Origin of the sequence: Varibaculum vaginae, from assembly GCF_900604285.1 — a bacterium.
Taxonomy (GTDB): Bacteria; Actinomycetota; Actinomycetes; order Actinomycetales; family Actinomycetaceae; genus Varibaculum; species Varibaculum vaginae.
This window is the reverse complement of sequence record NZ_UWNY01000001.1, coordinates 1,185,387-1,207,994: the sequence shown is the minus strand read 5'-3', so window position 1 is coordinate 1,207,994 and position 22,608 is coordinate 1,185,387. Positions and strand designations below refer to the sequence as shown.

Annotated in this window: 18 protein-coding genes; 11 read left to right on the top strand and 7 right to left on the bottom strand. The window is 64.0% G+C overall.

Annotation, left to right across the window (positions count from 1 at the left end; genetic code table 11):
• The first annotated feature begins 40 nt into the window (after positions 1-40).
• The 3 genes from EFB02_RS05165 (at position 41) to EFB02_RS05155 (ending at position 4,045) form a co-directional block, all read left to right on the top strand.
• A complete protein-coding gene (locus tag EFB02_RS05165; RefSeq protein ID WP_073293310.1) occupies positions 41-499 on the top strand; it encodes a DNA gyrase in 459 nt (152 codons plus the stop codon).
• A 12-nt stretch (positions 500-511) separates the two neighbouring features.
• Entirely contained in the window at positions 512-3,241 is a 2,730-nt protein-coding gene (locus EFB02_RS05160) for a VaFE repeat-containing surface-anchored protein (RefSeq protein ID WP_122820471.1), read from the top strand.
• A gap of 72 nt (positions 3,242-3,313) precedes the next feature.
• Complete coding sequence (locus tag EFB02_RS05155) at positions 3,314-4,045, top strand: class B sortase (protein ID WP_073293306.1); 732 nt, start codon at positions 3,314-3,316, stop codon at positions 4,043-4,045.
• A gap of 205 nt (positions 4,046-4,250) precedes the next feature.
• Here the strand turns inward: EFB02_RS05155 and EFB02_RS05150 are convergent, their stop codons facing one another.
• From EFB02_RS05150 to EFB02_RS05125, 6 genes are all read right to left on the bottom strand, one after another.
• Complete coding sequence (locus EFB02_RS05150) at positions 4,251-4,805, bottom strand: hypothetical protein (RefSeq protein WP_073293304.1); 555 nt, start codon at positions 4,803-4,805, stop codon at positions 4,251-4,253.
• Positions 4,802-6,073, bottom strand: coding sequence for a relaxase/mobilization nuclease domain-containing protein (locus EFB02_RS05145; RefSeq protein WP_122820470.1), 1,272 nt, complete (start codon positions 6,071-6,073; stop codon positions 4,802-4,804). Before EFB02_RS05145 ends, EFB02_RS05150 begins: the two co-directional genes overlap by 4 nt.
• Complete coding sequence (locus EFB02_RS05140; RefSeq protein WP_015540324.1) at positions 6,061-6,507, bottom strand: CopG family transcriptional regulator; 447 nt, start codon at positions 6,505-6,507, stop codon at positions 6,061-6,063. The genes EFB02_RS05145 and EFB02_RS05140 overlap by 13 nt, the downstream gene beginning before the upstream one ends.
• 210 nt (positions 6,508-6,717) lie before the next feature.
• Positions 6,718-7,656 (bottom strand): ParB/RepB/Spo0J family partition protein, encoded by a 939-nt coding sequence (locus tag EFB02_RS05135; RefSeq protein ID WP_234992741.1) that lies wholly within the window; start codon positions 7,654-7,656, stop codon positions 6,718-6,720.
• Positions 7,657-7,660: 4 nt separating this feature from the next.
• Entirely contained in the window at positions 7,661-8,425 is a 765-nt protein-coding gene (locus tag EFB02_RS05130) for a ParA family protein (RefSeq protein WP_033499416.1), read from the bottom strand.
• A gap of 205 nt (positions 8,426-8,630) precedes the next feature.
• A complete protein-coding gene (locus EFB02_RS05125; protein WP_096227021.1) occupies positions 8,631-9,002 on the bottom strand; it encodes a YraN family protein in 372 nt (123 codons plus the stop codon).
• Positions 9,003-9,549: 547 nt separating this feature from the next.
• On the opposite strand from EFB02_RS05125, the gene EFB02_RS05120 reads away from it, so the two are divergent.
• The 6 genes from EFB02_RS05120 (at position 9,550) to EFB02_RS05095 (ending at position 16,287) form a co-directional block, all read left to right on the top strand.
• A complete protein-coding gene (locus tag EFB02_RS05120; RefSeq protein ID WP_052118776.1) occupies positions 9,550-9,825 on the top strand; it encodes a hypothetical protein in 276 nt (91 codons plus the stop codon).
• Positions 9,826-9,993: 168 nt separating this feature from the next.
• Entirely contained in the window at positions 9,994-10,206 is a 213-nt protein-coding gene (locus EFB02_RS05115; protein WP_227561562.1) for a YlcI/YnfO family protein, read from the top strand.
• A 4-nt stretch (positions 10,207-10,210) separates the two neighbouring features.
• On the top strand, positions 10,211-13,456 hold the full coding sequence (locus tag EFB02_RS05110) for a helicase-related protein (RefSeq protein ID WP_122820469.1): 3,246 nt from the start codon (positions 10,211-10,213) through the stop codon (positions 13,454-13,456).
• Positions 13,453-14,235 carry a DUF4391 domain-containing protein gene (locus EFB02_RS05105; protein ID WP_033499419.1) on the top strand — a complete coding sequence of 261 codons (783 nt, stop codon included), beginning with the start codon at positions 13,453-13,455 and terminating at the stop codon, positions 14,233-14,235. Before EFB02_RS05110 ends, EFB02_RS05105 begins: the two co-directional genes overlap by 4 nt.
• Positions 14,219-15,013 (top strand): hypothetical protein, encoded by a 795-nt coding sequence (locus EFB02_RS05100; protein WP_033499420.1) that lies wholly within the window; start codon positions 14,219-14,221, stop codon positions 15,011-15,013. Before EFB02_RS05105 ends, EFB02_RS05100 begins: the two co-directional genes overlap by 17 nt.
• Positions 15,014-15,024: 11 nt before the next feature.
• A complete protein-coding gene (locus EFB02_RS05095) occupies positions 15,025-16,287 on the top strand; it encodes a site-specific DNA-methyltransferase (RefSeq protein WP_200831539.1) in 1,263 nt (420 codons plus the stop codon).
• Positions 16,288-16,315: 28 nt separating this feature from the next.
• Here the strand turns inward: EFB02_RS05095 and tet(W) are convergent, their stop codons facing one another.
• Entirely contained in the window at positions 16,316-18,235 is a 1,920-nt protein-coding gene (gene tet(W), locus EFB02_RS05090) for a tetracycline resistance ribosomal protection protein Tet(W) (protein ID WP_122820468.1), read from the bottom strand.
• A gap of 583 nt (positions 18,236-18,818) precedes the next feature.
• On the opposite strand from tet(W), the gene EFB02_RS05080 reads away from it, so the two are divergent.
• Together EFB02_RS05080 and EFB02_RS05075 are read left to right on the top strand one after the other, a co-directional pair.
• Positions 18,819-19,544, top strand: coding sequence for a hypothetical protein (locus EFB02_RS05080; protein ID WP_200799569.1), 726 nt, complete (start codon positions 18,819-18,821; stop codon positions 19,542-19,544).
• 1 nt (position 19,545) lies between these two features.
• The gene (locus EFB02_RS05075; protein ID WP_032746259.1) at positions 19,546-22,608 is read left to right on the top strand and encodes a type III restriction-modification system endonuclease; all 3,063 of its coding nucleotides are present in this window, start codon (positions 19,546-19,548) and stop codon (positions 22,606-22,608) included.

Sequence of the window (22,608 nt, the reverse complement as noted above, 5' to 3'; positions counted from 1 at the left end):
TGAAGACAAGGACCGATTGAAAACGAAAAGGAGGAAAGACATGGAAGAGAGGAAGAACGTGTACCTCTCGCTGCACAAGAGCTTCGTGCGCGAGGGCATCGAGTACACCGACCGCGCGACCGGCGAGACCAGGACCTTCAACTCGGCGACCCTTCCCAAGGGCACCGTCGTCGACGGCGTGGACGTGGGAGGCTACGAGTTCAGCCCCATGTTCGTGAACGAGAGCCGCTTCAAGGGGGCCGACTTCCGGGACATACCGCTGCTCGCGAACCGCGAGGTGTGGCTGAGGAAGACGGTGATGGGCCCGGACGGCCAGCCCGAGCTCGACGAGGACGGCCGCGCGGTCAAGGACACCGTGAAGGTCATGCCCGCGCAGCTCAAGGAGGCCGTTGACGCAGGGCGCTCGCGCTACCTCGCGGAGCGCGCCGAGCACGCCCGCCAGGCGAGCCGCGCCGCCGAGCACGAGGCGCCCCGCGCACAGCGAAGCGTCGAGAGATAGGGAGGCGGAAAGATGAACGCAGCGAAAGACTGCACCCTGCAGGAAAAGCTCCTCCGATGCGCCATGGCGCTCATCCTGGCGGCGGGGGCGCTGCTCGCCTCCGTGGCGGCCTCGCCCGCCTACGCCGCGCCGAGCACGGTAGACGTGTCCATCGGCGGCAAGATCCCCTACGGCGGCTTCGCCACCACGTGGATGAGCGCCGACGGGAACATCGCCTACTGCGCCGAGCCCTCGTCCCCGACGCCCGCGCCGGGCTCCTACTCGACGAGCCCCGTGCCGAGCGGCGACGTGACAGCGGCGATCTGGTACTCGTTCGGCTCTCCCGGCTTCGACGCGTCGATGTTCCCGGGCAGCTGGTACGACGGCGGCGGCTGGGACGACGCGAAGTACGCCGCGGCGAGCCACGTGCTCATCGCCTACGCCTACTCTGGGTCCGAGTCGGCTGCCACGCACGGCACGAGCGCCGAGTTCGCCTCCTGGGCGAAATCCGAGCTGATCGGCGGGACCTTCGCCAAGATGAAGGCGGGCGCCGGCAAGGTATCCGCCGGGTTCGAGGCATTCTGCGTCAGGACCGGCGGCGGCTCTCAGACGCTCGTGAGCTTCAGCTGGTCCACGGGCGGAGTCAAGGTCGCCAAAACGGACTCCGAGGCGGGCGCGGAGCCCCAGGGCGACGCCTCGCTCGACGGCGCGAGCTTCTCCGTCGTTAACGAGACCGGCCGCTACGTGCTGGTCGGCGGCAAGTACTACGCCGACGGCGAGGTATGCGCCACGATAAAGACCGCGCCCGAGGACGGGTCGCACGTCGCCGCGACCGGCGCCGACACCCTCCCCGCGGGCAATTACCGCATCGTCGAGTCCGGCGCGCCCGAGGGCTACGACGCCAGCGACGCCTCCGTCACGTTCACCGTGAAGGCCGACGAGATGCGCGACCTCACGGGCGACCCCGTGACCGACGAGGTCTTCCGCGGCGGCGTGCAGGTGACCAAGTCCGACAAGGAGCTGCAGGCGTCCGAGGCGCTCGCGGGCAGCGGCCACAAGGAGGCGCCTGGCGAGCACCCCGGCCTCGACGGGATCGAGTTCACCGTCACGAACCGCTCGGCGCACAAGGTCCTCGTTGACGGCGAATGGCGCGAGCCGGGCGAAGCCGTGGCCACGCTGACCACCGCATGGAACGACGAGGCCGGCGCCTACACCGCGCAGACCGCGGCCGACGCACTGCCGTACGGGACCTACGACGTGCGGGAGACGGCGACGAACGGGAGCTACCTGCTGACCGACGGCGAGCCCCGCACCTTCGAGGTCCGCACCGGCGGCGAGATCGTGAGCGCCTCCGCGGACGGCGCCGCGCTCGAGTTCCGCGACCAGGTGGTGCGCAACGACCTCGAGCTCTCCAAGAAGAGCGAGTCCGACAACGCCGGCCTCATGGTCCCGTTCGCCATCGAGAACGCGGCCACCGGCGAGACTCACGTGCTGGTCACGGACCGCAACGGCGACGCGTCGACCGCGAGCAGCTGGAACAGGCACTCGAGGGACACCAACGCCAACGACGCCCTGCTCGGCCATGAGGGTCCGATCGAGCCCGCCGAAATGGACCCGAAGGCCGGCATCTGGTTCTCGCTCGGCGAGGACGGCTCCTCGGCGCCGGTCGACGACTCGCTGGCGGCCCTGCCGTACGGCGCCTACACCATGACCGAGCTGCGCTGCGATGCCAACGAGGGCCTCGAGCTCATCACGAGGAGCTTCTGGGTCGATCGCGACTCGACGGTCGCGAAGGCCGTGTGGATGGGCCTCGACGACCAGGAGGGCCCGCGCATCTCCACCACGGCAAAGGACGGGGCGGACGGCGACAAGGACGTCTCGGCCGACGCCGAGGCCAAGGTCGTCGACACCGTCGCCTACGAGGGCCTGAAGGCCGGCGAGGAGTACGAGCTCTCGGCCACCCTCGTCGACAAGGCGACCGGCGAGCCCGTGGCCGACGCCTCGGGCGTGCCCGTGGAGGCCAAGGCCGAGTTCGCCCCCGCGCTCTCGACCGGCAGCCAGGACGTCGAGATCGCCTTCGACGCGAGCCTGCTCGGCGGCCGCGACCTGGTCGCGTTCGAGAGCCTACGCAAGGACGAGGCCGAGGTGGCGTCGCACGCGGACCTCTCCGACGAGGGCCAGACAGTCCACGTCGCCGTCGAGGTGGGCACGCAGGCGGCCGACGCCCCCGACGGCGACCAGGTCATCGAGGCCGGCAAGGCCAAGGTCATCGACACGGTGGCCTACAAGGGCCTCGTCCCCGGCGAGACCTACATCGCCGTGGGCACGCTCATGGACAAGGGCACCGGAGAGCCGTTCCTCGACAAGGACGGCAACGAGGTGACCGCGCGCACGCCCTTCGAGCCCGAGGCACCCTCCGGCACCGTCGAGGTGACCTTCGAGTTCGACACCGAGGGCCTGGCCGAGGGAGACGAGCTCGTCGTCTTCGAGAAGGTCCTGGACTCCGCCGGCAACGTCGTGGCGGCCCACGAGGACATCGACTCCGCCGAGCAGAGCGTCGTCGTGGACAACCCCGGCACGCCCGAGGTCCCCGAGGAGCCCTACGCCAAGACCGGGGCCGACGCCCCCGACGGCACCGGCTACGCCGTGGCCGCGGGCATCGCTCTGGCAGCTGCGGCGGGTGCGGGCGGGGCGCTCGCGTACCGCAAGCGCAAGACGGCCGGCGCAAGCAAGGACGCGGCAGACGAAGAGCCGGAAGAGTAGCGGCGCCGCATCGATACCGAACCGGAGGCCCTGGGCGCTCGCCCGGGGCCTCCCCTGCGAACGGGGGAGGACATGAACAAAGGGAAAGCCGCCACGGCGCTCGCCATTGCCGTGGCGTTGCTGGCGATGGGGGCGCTCGCCGTCCTGCCGCTGTCCGAGAGGAACCCTTACGAGGTGCACGAGGTGCCTACTGCGGAAGAGGACGCGACAATGGAGGCTCAAGAGACGGGAGGCGGCATCGACTGGGACGCCCTTCCCGCCTCCGTCGTCGCTTGGGTGCGCGTGCCGGGCACGACCGTCGACTACCCGATCGTCCAGGGCCGGCCCGAATCGCCCGACTTCTACCTCACGCACGACGCCGGCGGCGAAAGATCCGCGTGGGGCGCTCCCTACATAGATGCCGGGTGCGCGCAGGGTGCCGAGAGCCCGCTCGTCATCGTCTACGGGCACCACATGTCCGACGGCACCATGTTCGCGCCGCTCGCGCAGTACTCGTCGCGCGACTTCGCCGAGGGGCACCGCACCATCCGGGTCTACACCCGCGAGAAGGCGATCGAGCTCAAGGTCTTCGCGGCCGACGTGGTCGACGCGAGCTCGGAGGGCAAGCGGACCGACTTCGCCGACGCGGCGGAGCTCGCCGCCTACCTCGGGGACAAATTGTCCCGGTGCGAGGTCGTCCTGGAAGAGCCGGCGGACATCGCGCAGGCCTGGGCCTTCGTGACGTGCAGCTACCAGACGAGCAACTCGCGCACCGTCGTCTACGCGAAGGAGGTGGAAGGATGGGATTCGCGCCCTTCGGAATAGGGCTCCTCATGGGGCTCCTCACGCTCACGGCCTACGCCTGCTGCGCAGCCGGCGACGACGACCGGGACTAGCCGTGGGAAATCGAAATCGCACAACGGAAAGAGGCGGGCAATTGCCCGCCTCTTCTCACATCACCCACTTGAACACGGCACGGAACAGCCAGACGAAAAAGCCCAGCGTGACCTTAAGCGCCGCCATGAGGAACCTACCAAGCCTCTTCATCGACGTCACCCCAATCTTCCTTGACCTTGCGGGCGCCCTCGTCGGCGCCCTCCTCCTTCTCTTGCGCGAGCAGCCTCGCCAGCTCGTCGGGCACGCCCGGGACCTCTGCCCTCCCCAGAGCGCGCTGCAGGTCCCTTATCTGCGATTTCAGCGGTTTTGAGGGAGGGCCCACGTGCTCGCGGTAGCAGGCGCCGATCGCGGCCGCGTCGCACAGGAAGCCCCGCACCCGGGCGAACGCCTCGTCGCCGTCGAGCAGGACGCGGCGGGCTCGCCCCAGCTCGGCCTCCGAGGCCAGCATGAAGCGCCAGCCACGGGACCTGCGCGCGGCCGGTATCCCGTCCGCGGGCGCGTCGGCGCGCCAGTCGTCGCGCACCTGGTGCCAGTTCGCCGTGAGCCAGAGCCCCTTCTCGGGCTCCTCCCGCATCTCGAGCTCGAACTCCGTGAGCATGTTCGCGCCGGAGAACGGCGACCCCTCCGTGAACGAGAGCGTGTCGAACAGCGTCGTCCTGCCGCCCTCGTACTCTATCCTCACCATCATCTCCGGCCCCTCTCCCTGCGCTGGTCCTGCTGGGCCCGCTGCCGCTCGGCGGCGAGGATGCGCTGTTGCTCGTCCGCTCGGTGGCACTGGCGCGAATTGCCGCTGGCATCGTCGCGCCCTTCACCGTCCCCGTAGCGGGTCTTGAGCGGCATGAGCCCGTTCTCGGCCATGTAGGCGCGGGCGGCCTCGAGGCGACGGTATCCCTCGCCGCCCGCCTGGCCGCGCCGCTCGAGCGTCGCCATCCTGAGCCCGAACTCCTCGATGGACTCGACGTCGAACTTCGCGCACGTCTCGAGCGCCGAGGAGAGCCTGCTCAGCTCCGAGAGGTCGTTGAGCTCGAGGGCTCGCTCGGCGGCCTCGCGGATCCGCGCGGCGCTCGCGTCCGTGGGGCGGTAGGCGCCTTCGCGCTCGAAGCGCCGGCGCAGCATCTCCTTGCCGTAGACGAACCCCAGGCGCTCGCCGGTTACCTTCTTGGACGGTTCCTCCGCCAGGCTGAACACCCAGTCGTCCCGCCGCGCCTTGGCCGAGTTGTCGGCGACGTGCACGCCCAGGGCGTCGAGGATGCCGAAGAACTCCGCCTCGTCGCGCGCCGCGGTCTTGGCGAGCGCGACGCGGGCGCGGATGTCGCCGACCCACGAGTAGCCGCCCGAGCGCATGATCTCCTTCTCGGCCCGGCCCAGGTAGACGCTCCTGCGGCTCCTGGGCCCGCCCGCACCTGCCCGCCCGCGCGCCTTCGACGGAGATTCGGGCGCCCGGTCGTTGGAGAGCCCCGACAGCCCGCGCTCGCGCGCCATGTCCTGCAGGTCTCGGTTGAGGTCCTCGGGGTGCTGGGTCTGCATGCGGTAGCCGGTGCGGAGGTTGGCGTTGTTCACGACGATGTGCGCGTGCGGTATGCCGCGGGCGTTGTCGTCGTGGTAGACGATGGCGATCTCGTGGTCGTCGAAGTGCCTGAGCGCCCACGAGCACGCGAGCTCGCGCAGCGTCGCCAGGTCGATGTCGTCGCCGGGGTCCGGCGAGAGCACGAAGTGCTTGAACGTGCGCGCGGGCTTGCCCCTCCAGGGTGCGTCCGTGCCGAACGCGGCGCGCGTGGCGTCCATCTCGGCGTCCCAGGCGCAGGCCTCCTTGGCGTCTTCCCCCAGCGCGCCGGCGTCGCGCTCGTCGTAGCTCAGGTTGAACAGGTCGCGCGCCAGGGCGCGGCCTCCCTTCTCGAGGTAGCGGCGGATGCCGCCCGTCGAGCCGTGGCCGCTTATCGGCTTCAGGATCGGCATGGCGAGCCCTCCACGAGCGAGTCGGCGCCGATGCGACCGAGCTCCGCCGCCATCTCTCGGGCCGCGGCGTTCACGTCGGCGAGCTCGCGCTCGATCGTCGGGATGCTATCCGCGACGAGGTCGCGGTCGACGTGCCCGTGGCGGGCGTGGAAGTTGATGAGGTTCATCGCGTGCACGGCCTGGTTGTAGTGGTAGCCCCACTTCGTGAGCTCTCGCGACATCGCCCACAGGGCTCTGCGGTCCACGAGTATGCGGTGCTCGTCTCCCGCGTTGGCCTCCGTCGACAGCGGTATGCGAACGAGGTAGCGCAGGTACTCCGACTTGCTGAGGCCGGCACGCTCGCACCGCTCGCAGAGCGCGTCGTAGTCGCCTCCCTCCATGCGGAACGTGACGCGGCGCTCCTTGCCTTTGGCGGCGCCGGCTTCCTCTTCCATGGCGGATTCCTTTCCTCGGGCCCGCCGCGCGGCGGGCGCGTCTCTCTAGGGGTGCGGGGGATCCCCCGCAGGCGGCGGCCCGGCTCGGGCGCCGCCTCTGGGACCGGGCCTCGCGAAAGCGGGCTCCCGAACGGCCCGCGGCATGACGGGTCCGAGGCCGCCCGGTCCCCAAGTGCTATGGACGCCCGACGCGATGTCGGACGCCATAGGCTACTTGCTGGATTTCGGGCCTGAGGCCCTTCTGCGGCGCTTTCGGGCATCGGTGCCCGCATCCGTGTAGGGCGCGGTCATGAGCGCCATCTCCCGCAGCAGCGAGAGGTCGGCCGGGCTCGGGCTCTCGGGCGGGCTCTCCAGGAAGTCGGCGACGAGCCTCGCGGCCTTCGCGATGCGGCCGTCGGGGCCTGCCTGCGTCTTGCCCTCGCTCCTCACGTAGTCGGAGAGCTCGCGCTTGGTGCGCCGCCAGGGCTCCATCGCGGCGTGCATCTCCGCCTGGCGCTCCTTCGGCATGCCCGCGAGCGTGCGCACCGCCTCGGCGCTGAGGTTGCCGCGGTCGGCCTCGGCGGCCCACTCGGGCGAGAGGTCCTCGGCGATGCGGCGGGCAAGCCTCTCCTCGCGCGCGATGGTCTTGCCGGAGACCTTGCGGCCCGTCTGCCGCTCGATGATGGCGGCCTTCACGTCGTCGACGCGCATGCCGGAAAGCGACGGGTCCTCGGAGCGCAGGCGCACGGCGTCGCCCCTGAGCGCCTCGGTCGCTGCGGCGCGCTCGGTCACGGTGAGCGCGCGGGTGAAGTAGTTCGCGGCGTGGAGCAGCGTCACCGCCCGCTCGTCGTCGATGCCCTCTATCACGCGGCAGGGCATCTTCTCGTAGGCGGGGTCGTCCTTGGCGAGCAGCGCGTAGGCGGCCTTGCGCCGGTGCCCGGAGACCATCTGCCACGAGCCGTCGCCGACCTTGCGCACGAGCGGCAGGTCGGTGAGGCCGTCCTCGCGTATGGACTCGGCGAGCTCGGCTATCCCCGTTGGGTCCATGGAGTAGGCGGCGTTCGCCGGGTGGTCGGCGATGTCGGCCACCGCTATCTCGGACACCGGGTAGCGCCCGCGGGTGCGCGACGCGCCGTCGAGAAGCCCCGTGATGGTGAAGCCCGCGGCCACCTGGCTAGGCGAGCTCACGGGACACCTCGTCGGCGAGAGCTTCGTAGTCGCGTGCGGGGCGGCTCCCCGGCTCGAAGGCCGCCACCGGCTTCCATTGCCAGCTGCCCTCGCAGACCTTGCTGCTCGCGTGGATGACCGTCTCGAACTGCTCGCCCGGGAAGAACCCGTCGAGCACGGCCGCGCCCGTGGCCTCGGCGTTGGTCATGCGGCCGGGCACGCAGGTGCGCAGTATCTTCCATCTGGGCGTGGGCATGCGCAGAGCGTCCGCGATGGAGCGCGTCGCCTCCACGGTGAGCGCCGTGCCGCGCATCACGGTGGAGTCGAGCTTCACGGGGATGACGACCATGCCGCCCTCCGTTGCGGCGAGGTAGGCGTTGAAGGCGAGCCTGCGCATCACGGGGCTGCAGTCGATGAGGCAGACGTCGTAGGAGCCCGAGGCGTCGTCGAGGGCGAACTTGAGGCGCTGCTCGCGCAGGAGCATCTCGTTCTGGTCGACGAGGTCGATGGTCGAGGCCACCACGTCGAGGCCCTCCCCGGCGGCGTAAGCGACCTCTTCCACGGGCGCGCCGCCGTAGAGCAGCTCGACCGAGGTGCGGCGCTCGGAGGCGGCGCGGTCGTAGAGGCCGAAGAAGTCGGTGGCAGACGCCTGCGGGTCGAGGTCGACGAGCAGGGTCCGAAGGCCCCTGGCGGCGAAGATGGCCGCCAGGTTGACGGCGGTCGTCGTCTTGCCGACGCCGCCCTTGTAGTTGGAAATGGCTATCGTGCGCATGGGTCGCGTCCTCTCTAGCGTGGGGCGCGCCTCGCCGCATCCGGTCCGGCGCGCCCCGAGTCTCGGAGCGTCGGGACAAAACCGTACGGATTTGTCCGACAAGCGGAGTGTACCACGAAAACGTACGTATATGTACGTTTTAGTGGTACAGGGGCCGGTTTCGGGGGAAAGCCCGGCCCCGGGAGCCCGGGGCCGGGCGCGCCGCCTAGGAGAGCGGCTCCATCTCGCCGAAGCAGTTGATGTGGTGGCGAAGGAGTGCGCGGTTCTCCTTGACGACCATCATCGCCACCTCGTCGAAGCGGACCGGGGTGTCGGCGTAGTCGTCGCCGTTGCCGGCGAGCCACCTCGCCGCCAGCGCCTCGCGCAGCCCGCGCGCCCTGTGGGCCTCGGGGAAGCCGTCCGTCCCGATCCGGACCGTGGCGTCGACGAAGACCAGGGTCCCGTCCTCGTCCACCGCCACGAGGTCGATCCCGCCGATGCCCTCGGGTCCCTGCCAGGCCTCGTCGACGATCTCGTAGCCCTTGCGCTCGAGGAAGGCCTTGACCGCGCCCATCGCCTTTTCCTTCATGTCGTTCATGTCTTGCTCCTTAGACTCTGAGGCCCGCCCCTGTGGCGTGCCTTGCGCCGCGTGAGTCGCATGCAGCGCGGGCGTGCCTGCAAGGGAGGAAGCGAAGTCGGGCATGGAAATAGAAGTCTCCCGACGGCAGTTTTTCGCGTTGTTCGCGCGCGGAGCGCATGGGGCGAAGAACCCGAAAAAGTGTCGCGGCCCTTGCTGGCCGCCTGCCGGCGTGCGACCCTGCGCGTCCAAGGAGCGCCGGGGCGGGTATTCGGATCAAAGGGGCGCAGGCGTGCGGCATGGAATCCGGCGTGGGCGCCGAGACCCTCCGGGCATGGGATGCGGCCCATCGGCGGTTGCTGGGCTCCCGCGGGGATTGACGACGACGTCGTGGCGGGGACGGAGGCGGGTTCCCGAGTCGCGGCGCCGCGGCATGAGTCGGGACGGACGGCTTTCCCGTGCCGCTTGCGGCCGATATGCGCACGGGACCGCGGGCGGCGAGATGGTTCTCCGCATGGAACGGCTACGGTGCTGCGCGACACGTCCGTTGAGAGAAGGAGGCGAGCTGATGTTGAGCCACGAAGAGAAGTTGGAGCGCATCGAGCTCATCGATGCCGTGTGCGATGCCGGGAGGCTGGCGAGGGGCCTGGACCAGCTGCTCGAGTCCCTGGCGCATGCCGACCAGCTGGACCCGCTCGACGTCGAGGGGATTCTGGCCCTGAAGTCGATAAGTGAGAGGTGCGCCGAGCGCATCGGCGACGCCGCGCGAATCTTGGAGGCTCAGAACGAGGTTCTCTACGCCGAGGAATGGGCAAACGCCAAACCTCGCGAAAACGAGAGATGAGGACCCGAACGAAAGCGGCCATCCAAGCCCGATCAGGGCGTCCATCGCCGTCCGCGCTCATATAAAGCCTGGACATCGGCTGTCCTCGCATTCCCAGTGCCGCCGCGTGCCGTCGCGTTATAATGCTGCAAACGCATTTGTATTGCATTTCGAGCGATGGGAGCGCAGATGCCCGACAGCTACAAGGAGCTCATCAAGAGCAATCCCGACGAGACCGAGATCAGAAGCTTCCTGGTGGACGGCGACCAGGTCTCCGTGACCCTGCGCATCCCCGACACCCTGCGCGACGCGGCGAAGGAGGAGGCGGCCCTGCGGGGCATGAGCTTCTCCGCCTTCGTGCGCACCTGCATGATCGAAGAGCTCGCGAAAAAGGGGGCATAGAGGCGTGAAGTCGCTAAGCAACGTCGGCGCGGAGCGCCTGGGAGACGCCCTCGGCGAATCCATCGACGACGGCGCGAAGTTGTCGATAATCAGCTCGTATTTCACCGTGTTCGCCTACGGGGAGCTCAAAGAGGAGCTCTCCAAGGTCGACGAGGTGCGCTTCCTGTTCAGCGAGCCCACCTTCATCAAGCGCATGGCCGACTCGAAGGAGCCGCGCGAGTTCGAGGTAGCCCGCCGCGCGCGCGAGGTCGGCGTCGGCGGCTCGGGGCTCGAGCTCACGCTGCGCAACAACCTAAACCAACGCGCGCTCGCCCGCGAATGCGCCGAGTGGATCCGCGAGAAGGGCGTCTTCAAGTCCGCCAAGACGTCCGGCGCCATTCAGCCGGGCGGCACCTACGTGGTGGAGAACCCATCCGGCGACGACCACGCCTTCATGGGCGCCGCCGCGAACTTCACGCAGGAGGGCCTCGGCTACGAGCGCCGTCCGGGAACCGTGACCTGCGTGAGCCATTTCGAGAACGCGACCGAGGCCGTCGGCCTCAAGATGATGTTCGAGTCGGTCTGGGACAACCCTGCCATGGTCGAGGAGGTCACCGCGCAGGTGGCCGCCCAGGTCGAGACGCTCTACCGCGAGAACCCGCCCGAGTTCATCTATTTCCTGACCCTGTACCACCTGTTCCGCGACTTCATGGAGGACGACGAGGACAACGGCATCCGCCCCGGCCTCAAGTTCGAGGAGTCCGTGGTCTGGAGCAAGCTCTACGACTTCCAGAAGGACGCCGTCGTGGGCGCCATCCGCAAGCTGGAGAAGTACAAGGGCTGCATCATCGCCGACTCGGTGGGCCTGGGCAAGACCTACGAGGCGCTCGCCGTCATGAAGTACTACCAGGAGCGCAACGACCGCATCCTCGTGCTGTGCCCGAAGCGCCTGCGGGACAACTGGACCCTGTGGACGCAGGACAACGACGACCGCAACCCGCTGGCCGACGACCGCTTCAGCTACACGGTGCTCAACCACACCGACCTGTCGCGCTACCACGGCATGAGCGGCGAGGTGGACCTCGAGCACCTGCGCTGGGGCCACTTCGACCTCCTCGTCATCGACGAGAGCCACAACTTCAGGAACAAGAGCACCGACGCGGACAAGACCGACCGCTACACGCGCCTCATCGAGGACGTCATCAAGTCGGGCCAGCGCACGAAGGTGCTCATGCTCTCTGCCACCCCGGTGAACAACCGCCTGCTCGACCTGCGAAACCAGATCGAGCTCATCACCGAGGGAGACGACGCGTACCTCGCCGATACCGATGGCATCCCGTCGATCACCCACGTGACGCGCGTCGCCCAGCAGAGGTTCAACGAGTGGAGCAAGCTCTCCGACTCCGAGCGCACGACCGAGAGCTTCGTGAACGCGGTGAACGCCGACTACTTCAAGCTGCTCGACGTGCTGACCATCGCGCGCAGCCGCAAGCACATCACGAAGTACTACGGCGCCGCGAGCGGTACCTTCCCGGCGCGCCGGCCGCCCCTGTCGTTTCAGACGCCCATTGACCTAGAAGGCGAGCTGCCGCCGATTGCCGTGCTCAACGACATGATCGCCCAGCTCACGTTCGCCCAGTACCAGGTGCTCTCCTACGTGCGCGCCGACCAGCGCCGCAAGTACGAGGACCGCTACGGGGACACGTGGGGCAAGGACTTCGAGAGCCAGGTCCACCGCACGACGGCGGTGGCCAACCTCATGCGCGTCAACGTCCTCAAGCGCATGGAGTCCTCCGTGAACAGCTTCCGCATCACGCTGCGACGAATCCTCGACGGCTGCGTCGACCTGCGCGCGAGGCTCGACGCCGACGCGTCGGGGGTCGCCTACGGCACCGAGGGCCTCGAGGACGGGTTCGACGACGACGATGCCGAGGAGTTCGAGGCCGGCGGCAAGGTGCGAGTCGACCTGCGAGACGTCGACGCCCTGCGCCTGGGCCAGGACCTCGACTTCGACATCCAGGTGCTCCGGGCCCTGCTAACCTATGCCGACGCGGTGACGCCCGAGCGCGACGCCAAGCTCGTGAAGCTGCGCGACTTCATCGCGGGCAAGGTCAGCGAGCCGTACAACCCCGGCAACCGCAAGGTGCTGGTGTTCAGCGCGTTCGCCGACACGACGGCGTACCTTTTCGAGCAGCTGGCGCCCTGGCTGAAGCGCGAGCTCGGAATCGAGTGCGCCGAGGTGGCGGGCAGCTCCAACCGGACCTACTCGCTGAAGCTTCCCAGGGCCACCTTCGAGAACATCCTCGCGAGGTTCTCTCCCGTCTCAAAGGAGCTGCCGGAGAGCCAGCGGGAGCTCGGCGAGATCGACGTCGTCTTCGCGACGGACTGCATCTCCGAGGGCCAGAACCTGCAGGACTGCGACTGCCTGGTGAACTACGACATCCACTGGAACCCCGTGCGTATCATCCAGCGCTTCGGCCGCATCGACCGCCTGGGATCGAAGAACTCCCAGATCCAGCTGGTCAACTTCTGGCCGGACATCGCGCTCGACGAGTACATCCAGCTCGAGGGCCGCGTGAAGGGGCGCATGGCGCTGCTCGACGCGTCGGCAACCGGCGAGGAGAACGTGCTGGAGGCCAAGGGCAATGGAGAGATGAACGACCTCAAGTACCGTCGCCGGCAGCTCCAGCAGCTCAAGAGCGAGGTGCTCGACCTCGAGGACATCTCGGGCGGCATCTCGATCACGGATTTCGCCTTCGACGACTTCCGCGTGGAGCTCCAGCGCTACGCCAAGGAGCATCCCGGCGCGTTGGAGAACTCGCCGGCGGGACTGCACGCCGTGGCCCCCATCCCCGACGAGCTTCGCAGCGACGTGAAGCCAGGCGTGGTCTTCTGCCTCAAGCAGAACGACGAGGGCAACGATCCCAGGGACACGAACCCTGTCTTCCCGTACTACGTGGTGTACGTGTCGGCCGACGGCGAGGTCATGACGAAGCACACCCAGCCCAAGCCGGCGCTCGACATCATGCGCGCCGTCTGCTCTGGGCATCCCGAGCCCATCGCTAAGCTGTGCCGCGAGTTCAACCGCGAGACCCGCGACGGGACGAGGATGGACGCCTACACCGACCTGCTTGACGATGTCGTTGCGGCCATCACCGGAACGCAGCAGGACAAAGGCATCGAGAGCCTGTTCAGCCTGGGAGAGGTCGGCAGCGGCACCGTCATGGGCTTCAACGACTACTCGTTGGTATGTTTCGCGGTGCTGCGATGAGCGGCATCGACTGGAACGGAATCCTGCGCCTGCCCGAAGCGGCGCTCGCGGGATGCCGCCGCATTCCCAAGACGGTGCTCGTCAAGCAGGCCATGCTCACCAAGACCGAGCAGAAGAGGCTCGACAAGGTCGCGCGCCTCGAGCACTTCGCCACGGTCCAGAAGTCCACGACGCGCATCCCGCCGTACGAGGACGACGAGCGTAACGTGCAGAGCGTCGTCTTCCTCCGTTGCGAGATGACAGCCGGGACCATGGCGGTGGCCGAGGTGGCGGAGCTCGTGCACAAGTGCTTCCCGAACCCGACGGTGCTCCTGGTCGAGGCGGGCGGCTGCGCGTGCATATCGGTCGCCCTCACGCGGAGGAGCCAGGCCGAGCAGGGCGCGACGGTCGTCGACCGAGTCGAGTCGACGGGCGCGTTCGATCCTGGCCGTTCAGAATACGCGGACTTCCTAGGCGCGCTGGCATTCGGGCGGCTCTCGCAGGGCGACCTCTGGGAGTACCTGGTCGACCTGTCGCGCACCGTAGCGCTGTCCCGCGCGATTGGCGGCCTGGGGTTCTACCCCGTATGCCCCGCTCGAGACCGGGAAAAGCTGATCGCCCTCACGTCGCGCTACGATGAGATGGGAGCCTCCGTCAAGCGGCTGAAGGAGCAGCGGCGGTCGAAGGACATAACGCTCAACGAGTCCGCGAAGCTGAGGATGGAAATGAAGGAAGAGGAGCGACGCCTGAGGGCGGTCGCCGATGAGATAAAGGAGATCTGCAATGGCCGTTCTAGATGAGTATATTTTGCGAGCGGCGCGCCTTTTGAGTGATGCTGCAGATGAGGATGTTGATGCGCTCTGCCGTGAAATCATGCAGGTCTTCGACCTCGACTACACTAACCCCGAGGCTTTAAAATATATCAATTCCTCAAGCTCATTTCGCTACTCGAAAAGCGACCTAGGGATGATTCTCCAGAAGCTGCGCCTAAAGCGGGAAGACTCAGACGACAAAGCGTTCGGTGCCGCATTCTGCGCAACTATAACGCAGCATATCAGGAGACTGGAGCAAGCTCTTGAAGAGGGCGTGAAAGACGACGAGCTCAAAGCCGTATACGACTCAATCGACTACGTCTACGCAAACGCGAGGGGCTACGACTCCTACACGGACGGACTAGCCTCCTATTCCTATGGGTCTTCCAATCGCAATGATTTCAACGATGAACAGACGCAACTACGTATCGACAAACTGAAGCATTTCCGTGATGAGGAGCTCCGTAAGCTGAAAATCGCCGAAGCGCAGGGCGCTAGCGTCAGCCTCACGGCATCCGCCACGAGCAACGTACAGGTCACGTTAGAGGCAACCTTTGAACAGATTGACAAATTGCCAGAGACAACGCTTTCCGATGACGAGAAGACGCTGCTCAAAGGGATGATGGGCGATCTCAACACAAAAGATAAAAGCAAACGGGGCAGCAAGCTTGACAAACTCCTGAGCTGGCTTGCCGGCAAGGGCACCGACGTTTTTATTGCCGCCATGCCCTACATAGTTCAACTAATCAAATCTCAACTTTCCTAGGAGGAGACCTCATGAGCGAGATAGAAAAGATGACTCTTGAATCGGAGAGTCTTATTGACGACCGCCTGAATAAGCTCAAGGAGCTGATGCCCGAAGTGTTCTCCGAGAGCGGAATCGACTTCGACAAACTGCGGCTGGAGCTTGGCGACGAGGTAGACGAGGGCCTGGAGCGCTATGCGTTCACGTGGCCCGGCAAGGCCGATGCCATCCGCCAGTCGCAGATGTCCAGCACTGCTACTTTGCGTCCCCGTATCGAGAAAAGCCGCAGCCGCGATGGAGAGGATGGGTCCTTCGACTCGGACAACATTTATATCGAAGGCGACAATCTCGAGGTGCTGAAGCTCCTACAGCGCGGCTACCACGGCAAGGTCAAGATGATCTACATCGACCCACCCTACAACACGGGTCACGACTTTGTCTACAAGGACAATTTCGGCAACTCTGTCGATAACTATAAGGAGCAGGCGGGACTCGCCGGCCAGTCCAACGCCGACACAAGTGGCCGCTACCATAGCGACTGGTGCTCGATGATGTACCCTAGGTTGAGACTGGCTCGAGAGCTCCTAACCGACGATGGCGTCATTTTCATTTCGATTGACGATAACGAAGACCGCAATTTGCGCATCCTCTGTGACGAGGTGTTCGGAGAGGCAAATTTCGTTTCTCAGCTAATCTGGGAACGAGCTTACTCGCCCAAGAATGACGCCAAATACGTTTCAAATAGCCATGATTATGTTCTCGTATACGCCAAATCCATTGAGCGCTTTGTGATTGGACGCCTGCCGAGAACAGACGAGGCAAACGCCCGCTACAAGAATCCAGACAACGACCCTCGAGGCGTTTGGAAGCCAAGCGACCTCAGTGTAAAGACTTACAGCCCAGATTCCGACTATCCAATCACAACGCCCTCGGGGCGTGTTGTAGAGCCTCCAGCAGGACGCTGCTGGAGTCTCTCGCGAAACGCGTTTCGCGAGAGACTCCAGGATAACCGCATTTGGTTTGGCCCAAACGGCGACAGCGTCCCTTGCATCAAGCGTTTCCTAACAGAGCTCAAATATGATGGAATGGCTCCAACTTCAATCATGTTTTACAAAGAAGTGGGTCACAGCCAGGAAGGCGCCAAGGAGCTCGTATCTCTATTTGACGGAAAGGGCTATTTCGATGGACCGAAACCGACGAAACTACTTCAGCGCCTGATAACCCTTGCGAATTGCTTTTTTGCTTCCATTAAATCTTCCTTACTATATTCCATTGTTACCCTCCATAACTTCTGATTGTTGCCGTCTTGACGATTATGTATCTTTACATTACCTTCTGAAACATATGGCGCACCTTGTCCAGGCGGCTGTTTGGACGGCGGGGCTGGATGACCGGCTGACCGACAGCGGCCTGATATCCTTTCAGCTCTGTAAGGCATACGCTCCGCCCGTTGGTGTAAAAGGCCAGATCAGTACGGTATGCCTGTATACAGCGGGCGGGAATCTCGCCAGTAAAGACAACTTCATCCTTTTTTACCTGGGCCGTTTCGATGGTGGCACAGTATTTCGGTGCATCATGATAAGCCCTGGAAAGATATTCCCGGGGCGCATAGAGGGTGAAGGAGAGATAAGGTTCCAGCAGTTGCGTCCCTGATTCCTTCAATGCCTGTTCCAATACAATCGGGGCCAATGAGCGGAAGTCCGCCGGCGTGCTGACCGGACTGTAATAAAGCCCGTATTCAAAGCAAATCTTACAGTCCGTTACGTTCCAGCCGAACAAGCCCTGCTCCAGCCCGTAACGGATACCATCCCTGACAGCGTTTTGAAAACTCTGGTTCAAGTATCCCAGCGAAACCCGGCTCTCGTATTGTACACCGGAGCCAAGCGGGAGTGGTGTAACAGACAGTCCGATGGATGCCCAAAACGGGTTGGGCGGCACCTCGATATGGATGGTGTGGCTGGCTGCTTTGAGCGGCCGCTCCATATAAATGACGGTGGGTTCCTTTACCACTGTTTCAAGCTTGTATTTTTCCGACAGCAAAGCGGAAACAACCTCCAACTGCACCCGGCCCAAAAAAGAAAGAATGATCTCATGGGTGATGGAATCCACCTCGCAGCGCAAAAGCGGGTCAGTATCCGCAAGTTGCGTAAGAGCGTCCAGCAGCCGTTCTCTTTGCGCTGCCGTTTTCGGCGCAATCGACGTCCGCAGCATGGGGAGGGGGTCCTCACGCCACCTTTTACGAGGGAGCCGGGTTGGGTCCCCTAATACATCGTTTAACCTCACGCTGTCGCTGGGAAGGATAACAATTTCACCCGGATAAGCGGTGTCTGTCCGAACAATTTCCCCTTTGGATGGAATACGCATCTCTGTGATTTTCAGCTTTTCTCTCCCGGCCAGGGCCACCGTATCCCGCAGGCGCAGCGTTCCGCTGTATAGCCGTAGATAGACACGCCGCTGGCCGCAATCTGTATACTCCACCTTGAAAACGCTGCCGCATAGGGCGGCGCTCCCCTGTTCCCCAATCGGTTGGAACAGCCCTGTCACCGCATCCATCAACGGTTGAATGCCAAGGCCCTTTTTGGCGCTGCCATAATAGACCGGGAACAGGGAGGCGTCTTGAACCCGCCGCTGTTCCTCCCGCACAAGTTTTTCCCGGCTGATTGGTTCTCCTGCGATATACTTTTCCAATAATTTATCGTTATTTTCGATGACCGCATCCCATGCTTCTATGTCGGTATTTTCCTCCAGGACTATTTCCGGGGACAGCGACACCGTCTGCTTGATGATAATATCGGCGGAGAGCTTATCCCGAACAGACTGAACCACGCTCTGCAAATCAACGCCAGCCTGGTCGATCTTGTTGATAAAGATAACGGTGGGAATGTTCATTTTCCGCAGGGCATGGAACAGAATACGGGTCTGGGCCTGCACGCCATCTTTAGCGGAGATCACCAAGATGGCCCCATCTAAAACAGCCAAAGAGCGGTACACCTCCGCCAAAAAATCCATGTGGCCGGGCGTATCCACAATGTTGACTTTACATCTGTGCCACTGGAAGGAAGTGACTGCCGCTTGAATGGTAATCCCACGCTGCCGCTCCAAAAACATGGTGTCCGTCCTCGTTGTCCCTTTTTCGACGCTCCCCGGTTCTGAAATGGCTCCGCTGGCATATAGCAGGCTCTCCGTCAAGGTCGTCTTTCCAGCGTCTACATGGGCAAGAATTCCAATATTGATTATTTTCATGTGATTGTCCTCCCTTTACTGCCCCGAAGGGCATAAAAATCCCCAGCAGTAAAATACTTTTACCACTGGGGATGATAATTTGCGGACATACACCTGTTTGTGAGTGCTGTTTTTGGGGATATGTCAAAATTGATAAGGCAAAAGTATTCTTAAATTGGGTACAAAAAACTAAGCCCCTACAAAAGGTACTATCATAATCCTTTGTTCCCACTATTTGATTATAGTTTTATTTAAGAATACCTTGCCGCATATTTTTTACTCCTTTTCTGGAATTGAATTATTACACATCAGTTTTAGGAAAACAAGTATCTAAAAGAAATTTTTCTTCCCCTTATATGTAACAATCATACCGGCTTCCTAACGTTCAGAATGGTTTCTACTGTCTGCTGCGGTGTTTGGTTGGAATTGTCCAGCCAAAAGCCGATCCGTGGTGTTGTCTGCATTTTACTAAATACAAATTCAATGTATACAGAAAGATATAAGGAGTGGGAGGGATTCCGCCGTAGTTGGCATTGTAGGAAAATCCAAAAGTTTAGATTTTCCCACAATGCTTATCTTTTGGTCTTTGGTTCGGAATAGTGTAGTGCTGGCGGTCTATCTCTTGTTTTCGGTTGCTTGCTTCCTTACCGTACATGAGCATCTAAGCACGGGTGATATTGTGCTTGATTTTTTCTCAGGCTCAGCATCGACCGCCCATGCCATGTTCCTGCAGGAGCTCGGAAAAGATGATCGCTATCAGTTTATCCTTGTCCAGCTTCCAGAGCCTTGTGACCCGAAACGCGACGCCTACAAGGACGGGTATGAGACTCTCTGCGACATAGGCGAAGGACGCATTCGCCGCGCAGGCGACAAAATCAAAACCGAGCTCGAGGAATCCAACCGTCAACTCAAGCTTGGCGAGGGACCCAAGCAGCTTCCCGACATCGGCTTCCGTGTGTTCGAGCTCGATGAGTCCGGCATTGAGAAGCCCGAGCCCGGTCAGCTCCTCTTCGACGTGGTCAAGCCCGATCGCTCCGATATGGATATCGTCTTCGAGATGATGCTCAAATGGGGCCTCGAGCTCACGCTGCCCGTCGAGAAGTCTGAAGCCGCGGGCTATCCCATCTGGTCCGTCGCTTGCGACGAGCTCGTCTGCTGCATGTCCCGAGGCCTCACCATTGAGGCGCTCGAGGCCATCGCCGACATGGAGCCCAGGCGCGTTCTCATCCTCGATTCCGTCCTCGACGACACCCTCAAGCTCAACGCCGTGCAGATCTTCAAGCACGCCGGCGAGCGCATGGGCTGTGAGATCGAATTGAGGACGGTCTAGCATGGCGGCGCTCGAGTTCAAGTTCTCATCCGACCAGCAGCACCAGCTGGAGGCCATCGAAGCAACCTGCGACCTGTTCCGCGGACAACAATTTATTGGCAGCGTATTCTCCGCCGATTCCGGCCGCAAAGGCCAGACGGCAATCGGCGAGCTCATGGTCGGCCACGGCAACGAGCTTCGCGTGGCGCCGGGCCAGCTCCTCGACAACCTGCACGCCGTGCAGGAGGAGGGCTGCCTCCCGGCAACCGACGTCCTCACCGATGGGCGCCTGCGAGACTTCACCGTCGAGATGGAGACCGGCACCGGCAAGACCTACGTCTACATCCGCTCCATCTACGAGCTAAACCGCCGCTACGGCATCACCAAGTTCGTTATCGTCGTGCCGAGCGTGGCCATCCGCGAGGGCGTCCTCAAGAGCCTCCAGACCACCCGCAGGCACTTCGAGACGCTCTACGACCGCACGCCGCTCGACTACTTCGTGTACGACTCGAAGGACATGGGGCCGGTGGGTAACTTCGCCACGTCGAGCTCCATCCAGGTCATGGTCATCAACATCGACGCGTTCAACAAGGGCCTCGAGAAGGATGGCACCGCGAAGGAGGGCAACCTCTTCCACCGTCCCAGCGAGAAGCTCACCGGCGGCTTCAGCCCTCGCGAGCTCGTGAGCGCCTGCAAGCCCGTCGTCATCATCGACGAGCCCCAGAGCGTCGACAACACCAAGCAGGCCAAGGCCGCCATCAAGAGCCTGAACCCGCTGTTCGTGCTGCGCTACTCGGCCACGCACAAGCAGGCCTACAACATGATCTACCGCCTCACGCCGGTCGACGCCTTCGAGCGCCACCTGGTGAAGGGCATCTGCGTGGACTCGATCAAGGCCGAGGCGAACCTCAACGGCGCGTACGTGAGGCTCGAGTCCGTCAAGTCCGACCCGTTCTCCGCCAAGGTGTCCATCGACGTGCGCCAGGCCGACGGCACGCAGAAGCGCAAGGCCGTCACGGTGAAGACCGGCAACGACCTCTACCAGAAGAGCGGCGAGAACAGCGACTACGAGAGCGGCTGGGTGGTCAACAACATCGGCGCCGCAGTGGGCGACGAGTTCATAGAGTTCCAGAACGGCGAGGTGCTCGAGCTCGGCGAGGCGCTGGGCGACGTCAACGAGGAGGTCGTCAAGCGCGCGCAGATCCGCCGCACCATCGAGGACCACCTGGCCCGCCAGTTCGAGCTGTGGCCGCGCGGCGTGAAGGTGCTCTCGCTCTTCTTCATCGACCGCGTCGACCGATACCGCGTCTACGAGCCCGAAGTCCACGGCGGCCTGTACGCCCTGATGTTTGAGGAGGAGTACGCAGGTGCCCTGAACTCGAAGGCGCCTCGTCGCATCGCAAAGGCGGCGGGGATCGGCAAGGGCACGTGGCTCGAGTGCTACGAAGCCGTCGGCGCCCCGCTGGTGCGCGACCCCCACGCCGTGCACCAGGGATACTTCGCCAAGGACAAGAAGGGCAAGTTCAAGGACTCCAAGGGAGCCGCCGGCACCGCCGACGACGCCGGGGCCTTCGAGCTCATCATGCAGAAGAAGGAGACGCTCATCTCCTTCCCGGACGGCAAGGACGCGGACAAGGACGTCTCTTTCGTCTTCAGCCACTCCGCGCTCAAGGAGGGCTGGGACAACCCCAACGTGTTCCAGATCTGCACGCTCGTCGAGACAAAGGACAACCTGACCAAGCGCCAGAAGATCGGCCGCGGTCTGCGCCTGTGCGTGAACCAGGATGGCGAGCGCCTGTACGACCCAGAGGCGAACGTGCTCACCGTCATCGCGAACGAGAGCTACGACGACTTCGCCAACGGCCTGCAGAAGGAGCTTGAGGCTGAGGACTTCAAGTTCGGCGTCATCACTCCGGAGAGCTTCACGAAGGTCACGGTCAAGGGCGATGATGGCGTCGAGGAGCGCCTGGGCTACGAGAAGTCCAAGCAGGTCTACGACCACCTCGTCGCGACCGGCATGGTCGACGGCAAGGGCGCGGTGACGCCCGAGCTGAAGGCGGCCGCCGAGGAGGGCAAGGTCGAGCTCCCCGCCGAGCTCGAGCCTGCCAAGGAGCAGGTCGAGGCGATCATCATCCACAAGTCCCAGAGGGTCCAGATCCGTGACAAGGCCAAGGAGGTCTCGGTCGAGCTGCAGAAGGACGTCACGCTCGACCCTGCGTTCCAGGCCCTGTGGGACCGCATCCGCCAGCGCACGCGCTTCCAGGTCGAGGTCGACTCCGGCAAGCTCATCGAGCATGCCATCGAAGCTGTCGACGGCATGCTCGCCGTGCGCCCGCCCCAGGTGACGAGCGAGCGTGCCTCGCTGGGCATCGACGACGCGGGCGTGAGCGCCGAGGGCACGGGCACCTCCGTGGTGTCCGTTTCGGGAAAGGTGAAATACGACCTTCCCGACCCGATCGCAGAGCTGCAGGACGCCGTCGGGCTCACCCGCGGCACCATCAAGGCGATCCTCGAGGGCTGCAGCCGCCTCGACGAGTTCGAGATCGACCCCGCGACCTTCCTCGCGCAGGTCGGCGACAAGATCAACCGCGTGAAGAACGACCTCATCGCCCAGGGCATCAAGTACGTGCGCCTTCCCGAGGACGAGTGGTACACCATGCGCGACCTCGAGCTTGACGACTACACGGCCTACCTTGGGCAGAACGCGTGGAAGCCGGACATGACGAGCAAGAGCCTGTACAACTACGTGGTCTACGACTCGGCGGGGGTCGAGCGCTCCTTTGCCGAGGCTCTAGACAAGCAGGAGGAGGTTCTCGTGTTCGCGAAATTGCCCTCGGCGTTCAAGATCGACACGCCGCTCGGCAGTTACAACCCCGACTGGGCGTACGTCGAGGAGGCCGACGGCGAGCGCCGCGTGTACTTCGTGACCGAGACCAAGGGCGGCAAGAACGGCGAGCCCGCCCTGCGCGACGCGGAGAAGATCAAGATCGGCTGCGCCAAGAAGCACTTCGAGGCGCTGGACCTCGGAAACGACTTCCATTACAACGTGCGCACGACCTACCAATACGAGGCGGTGAAGGCTTAG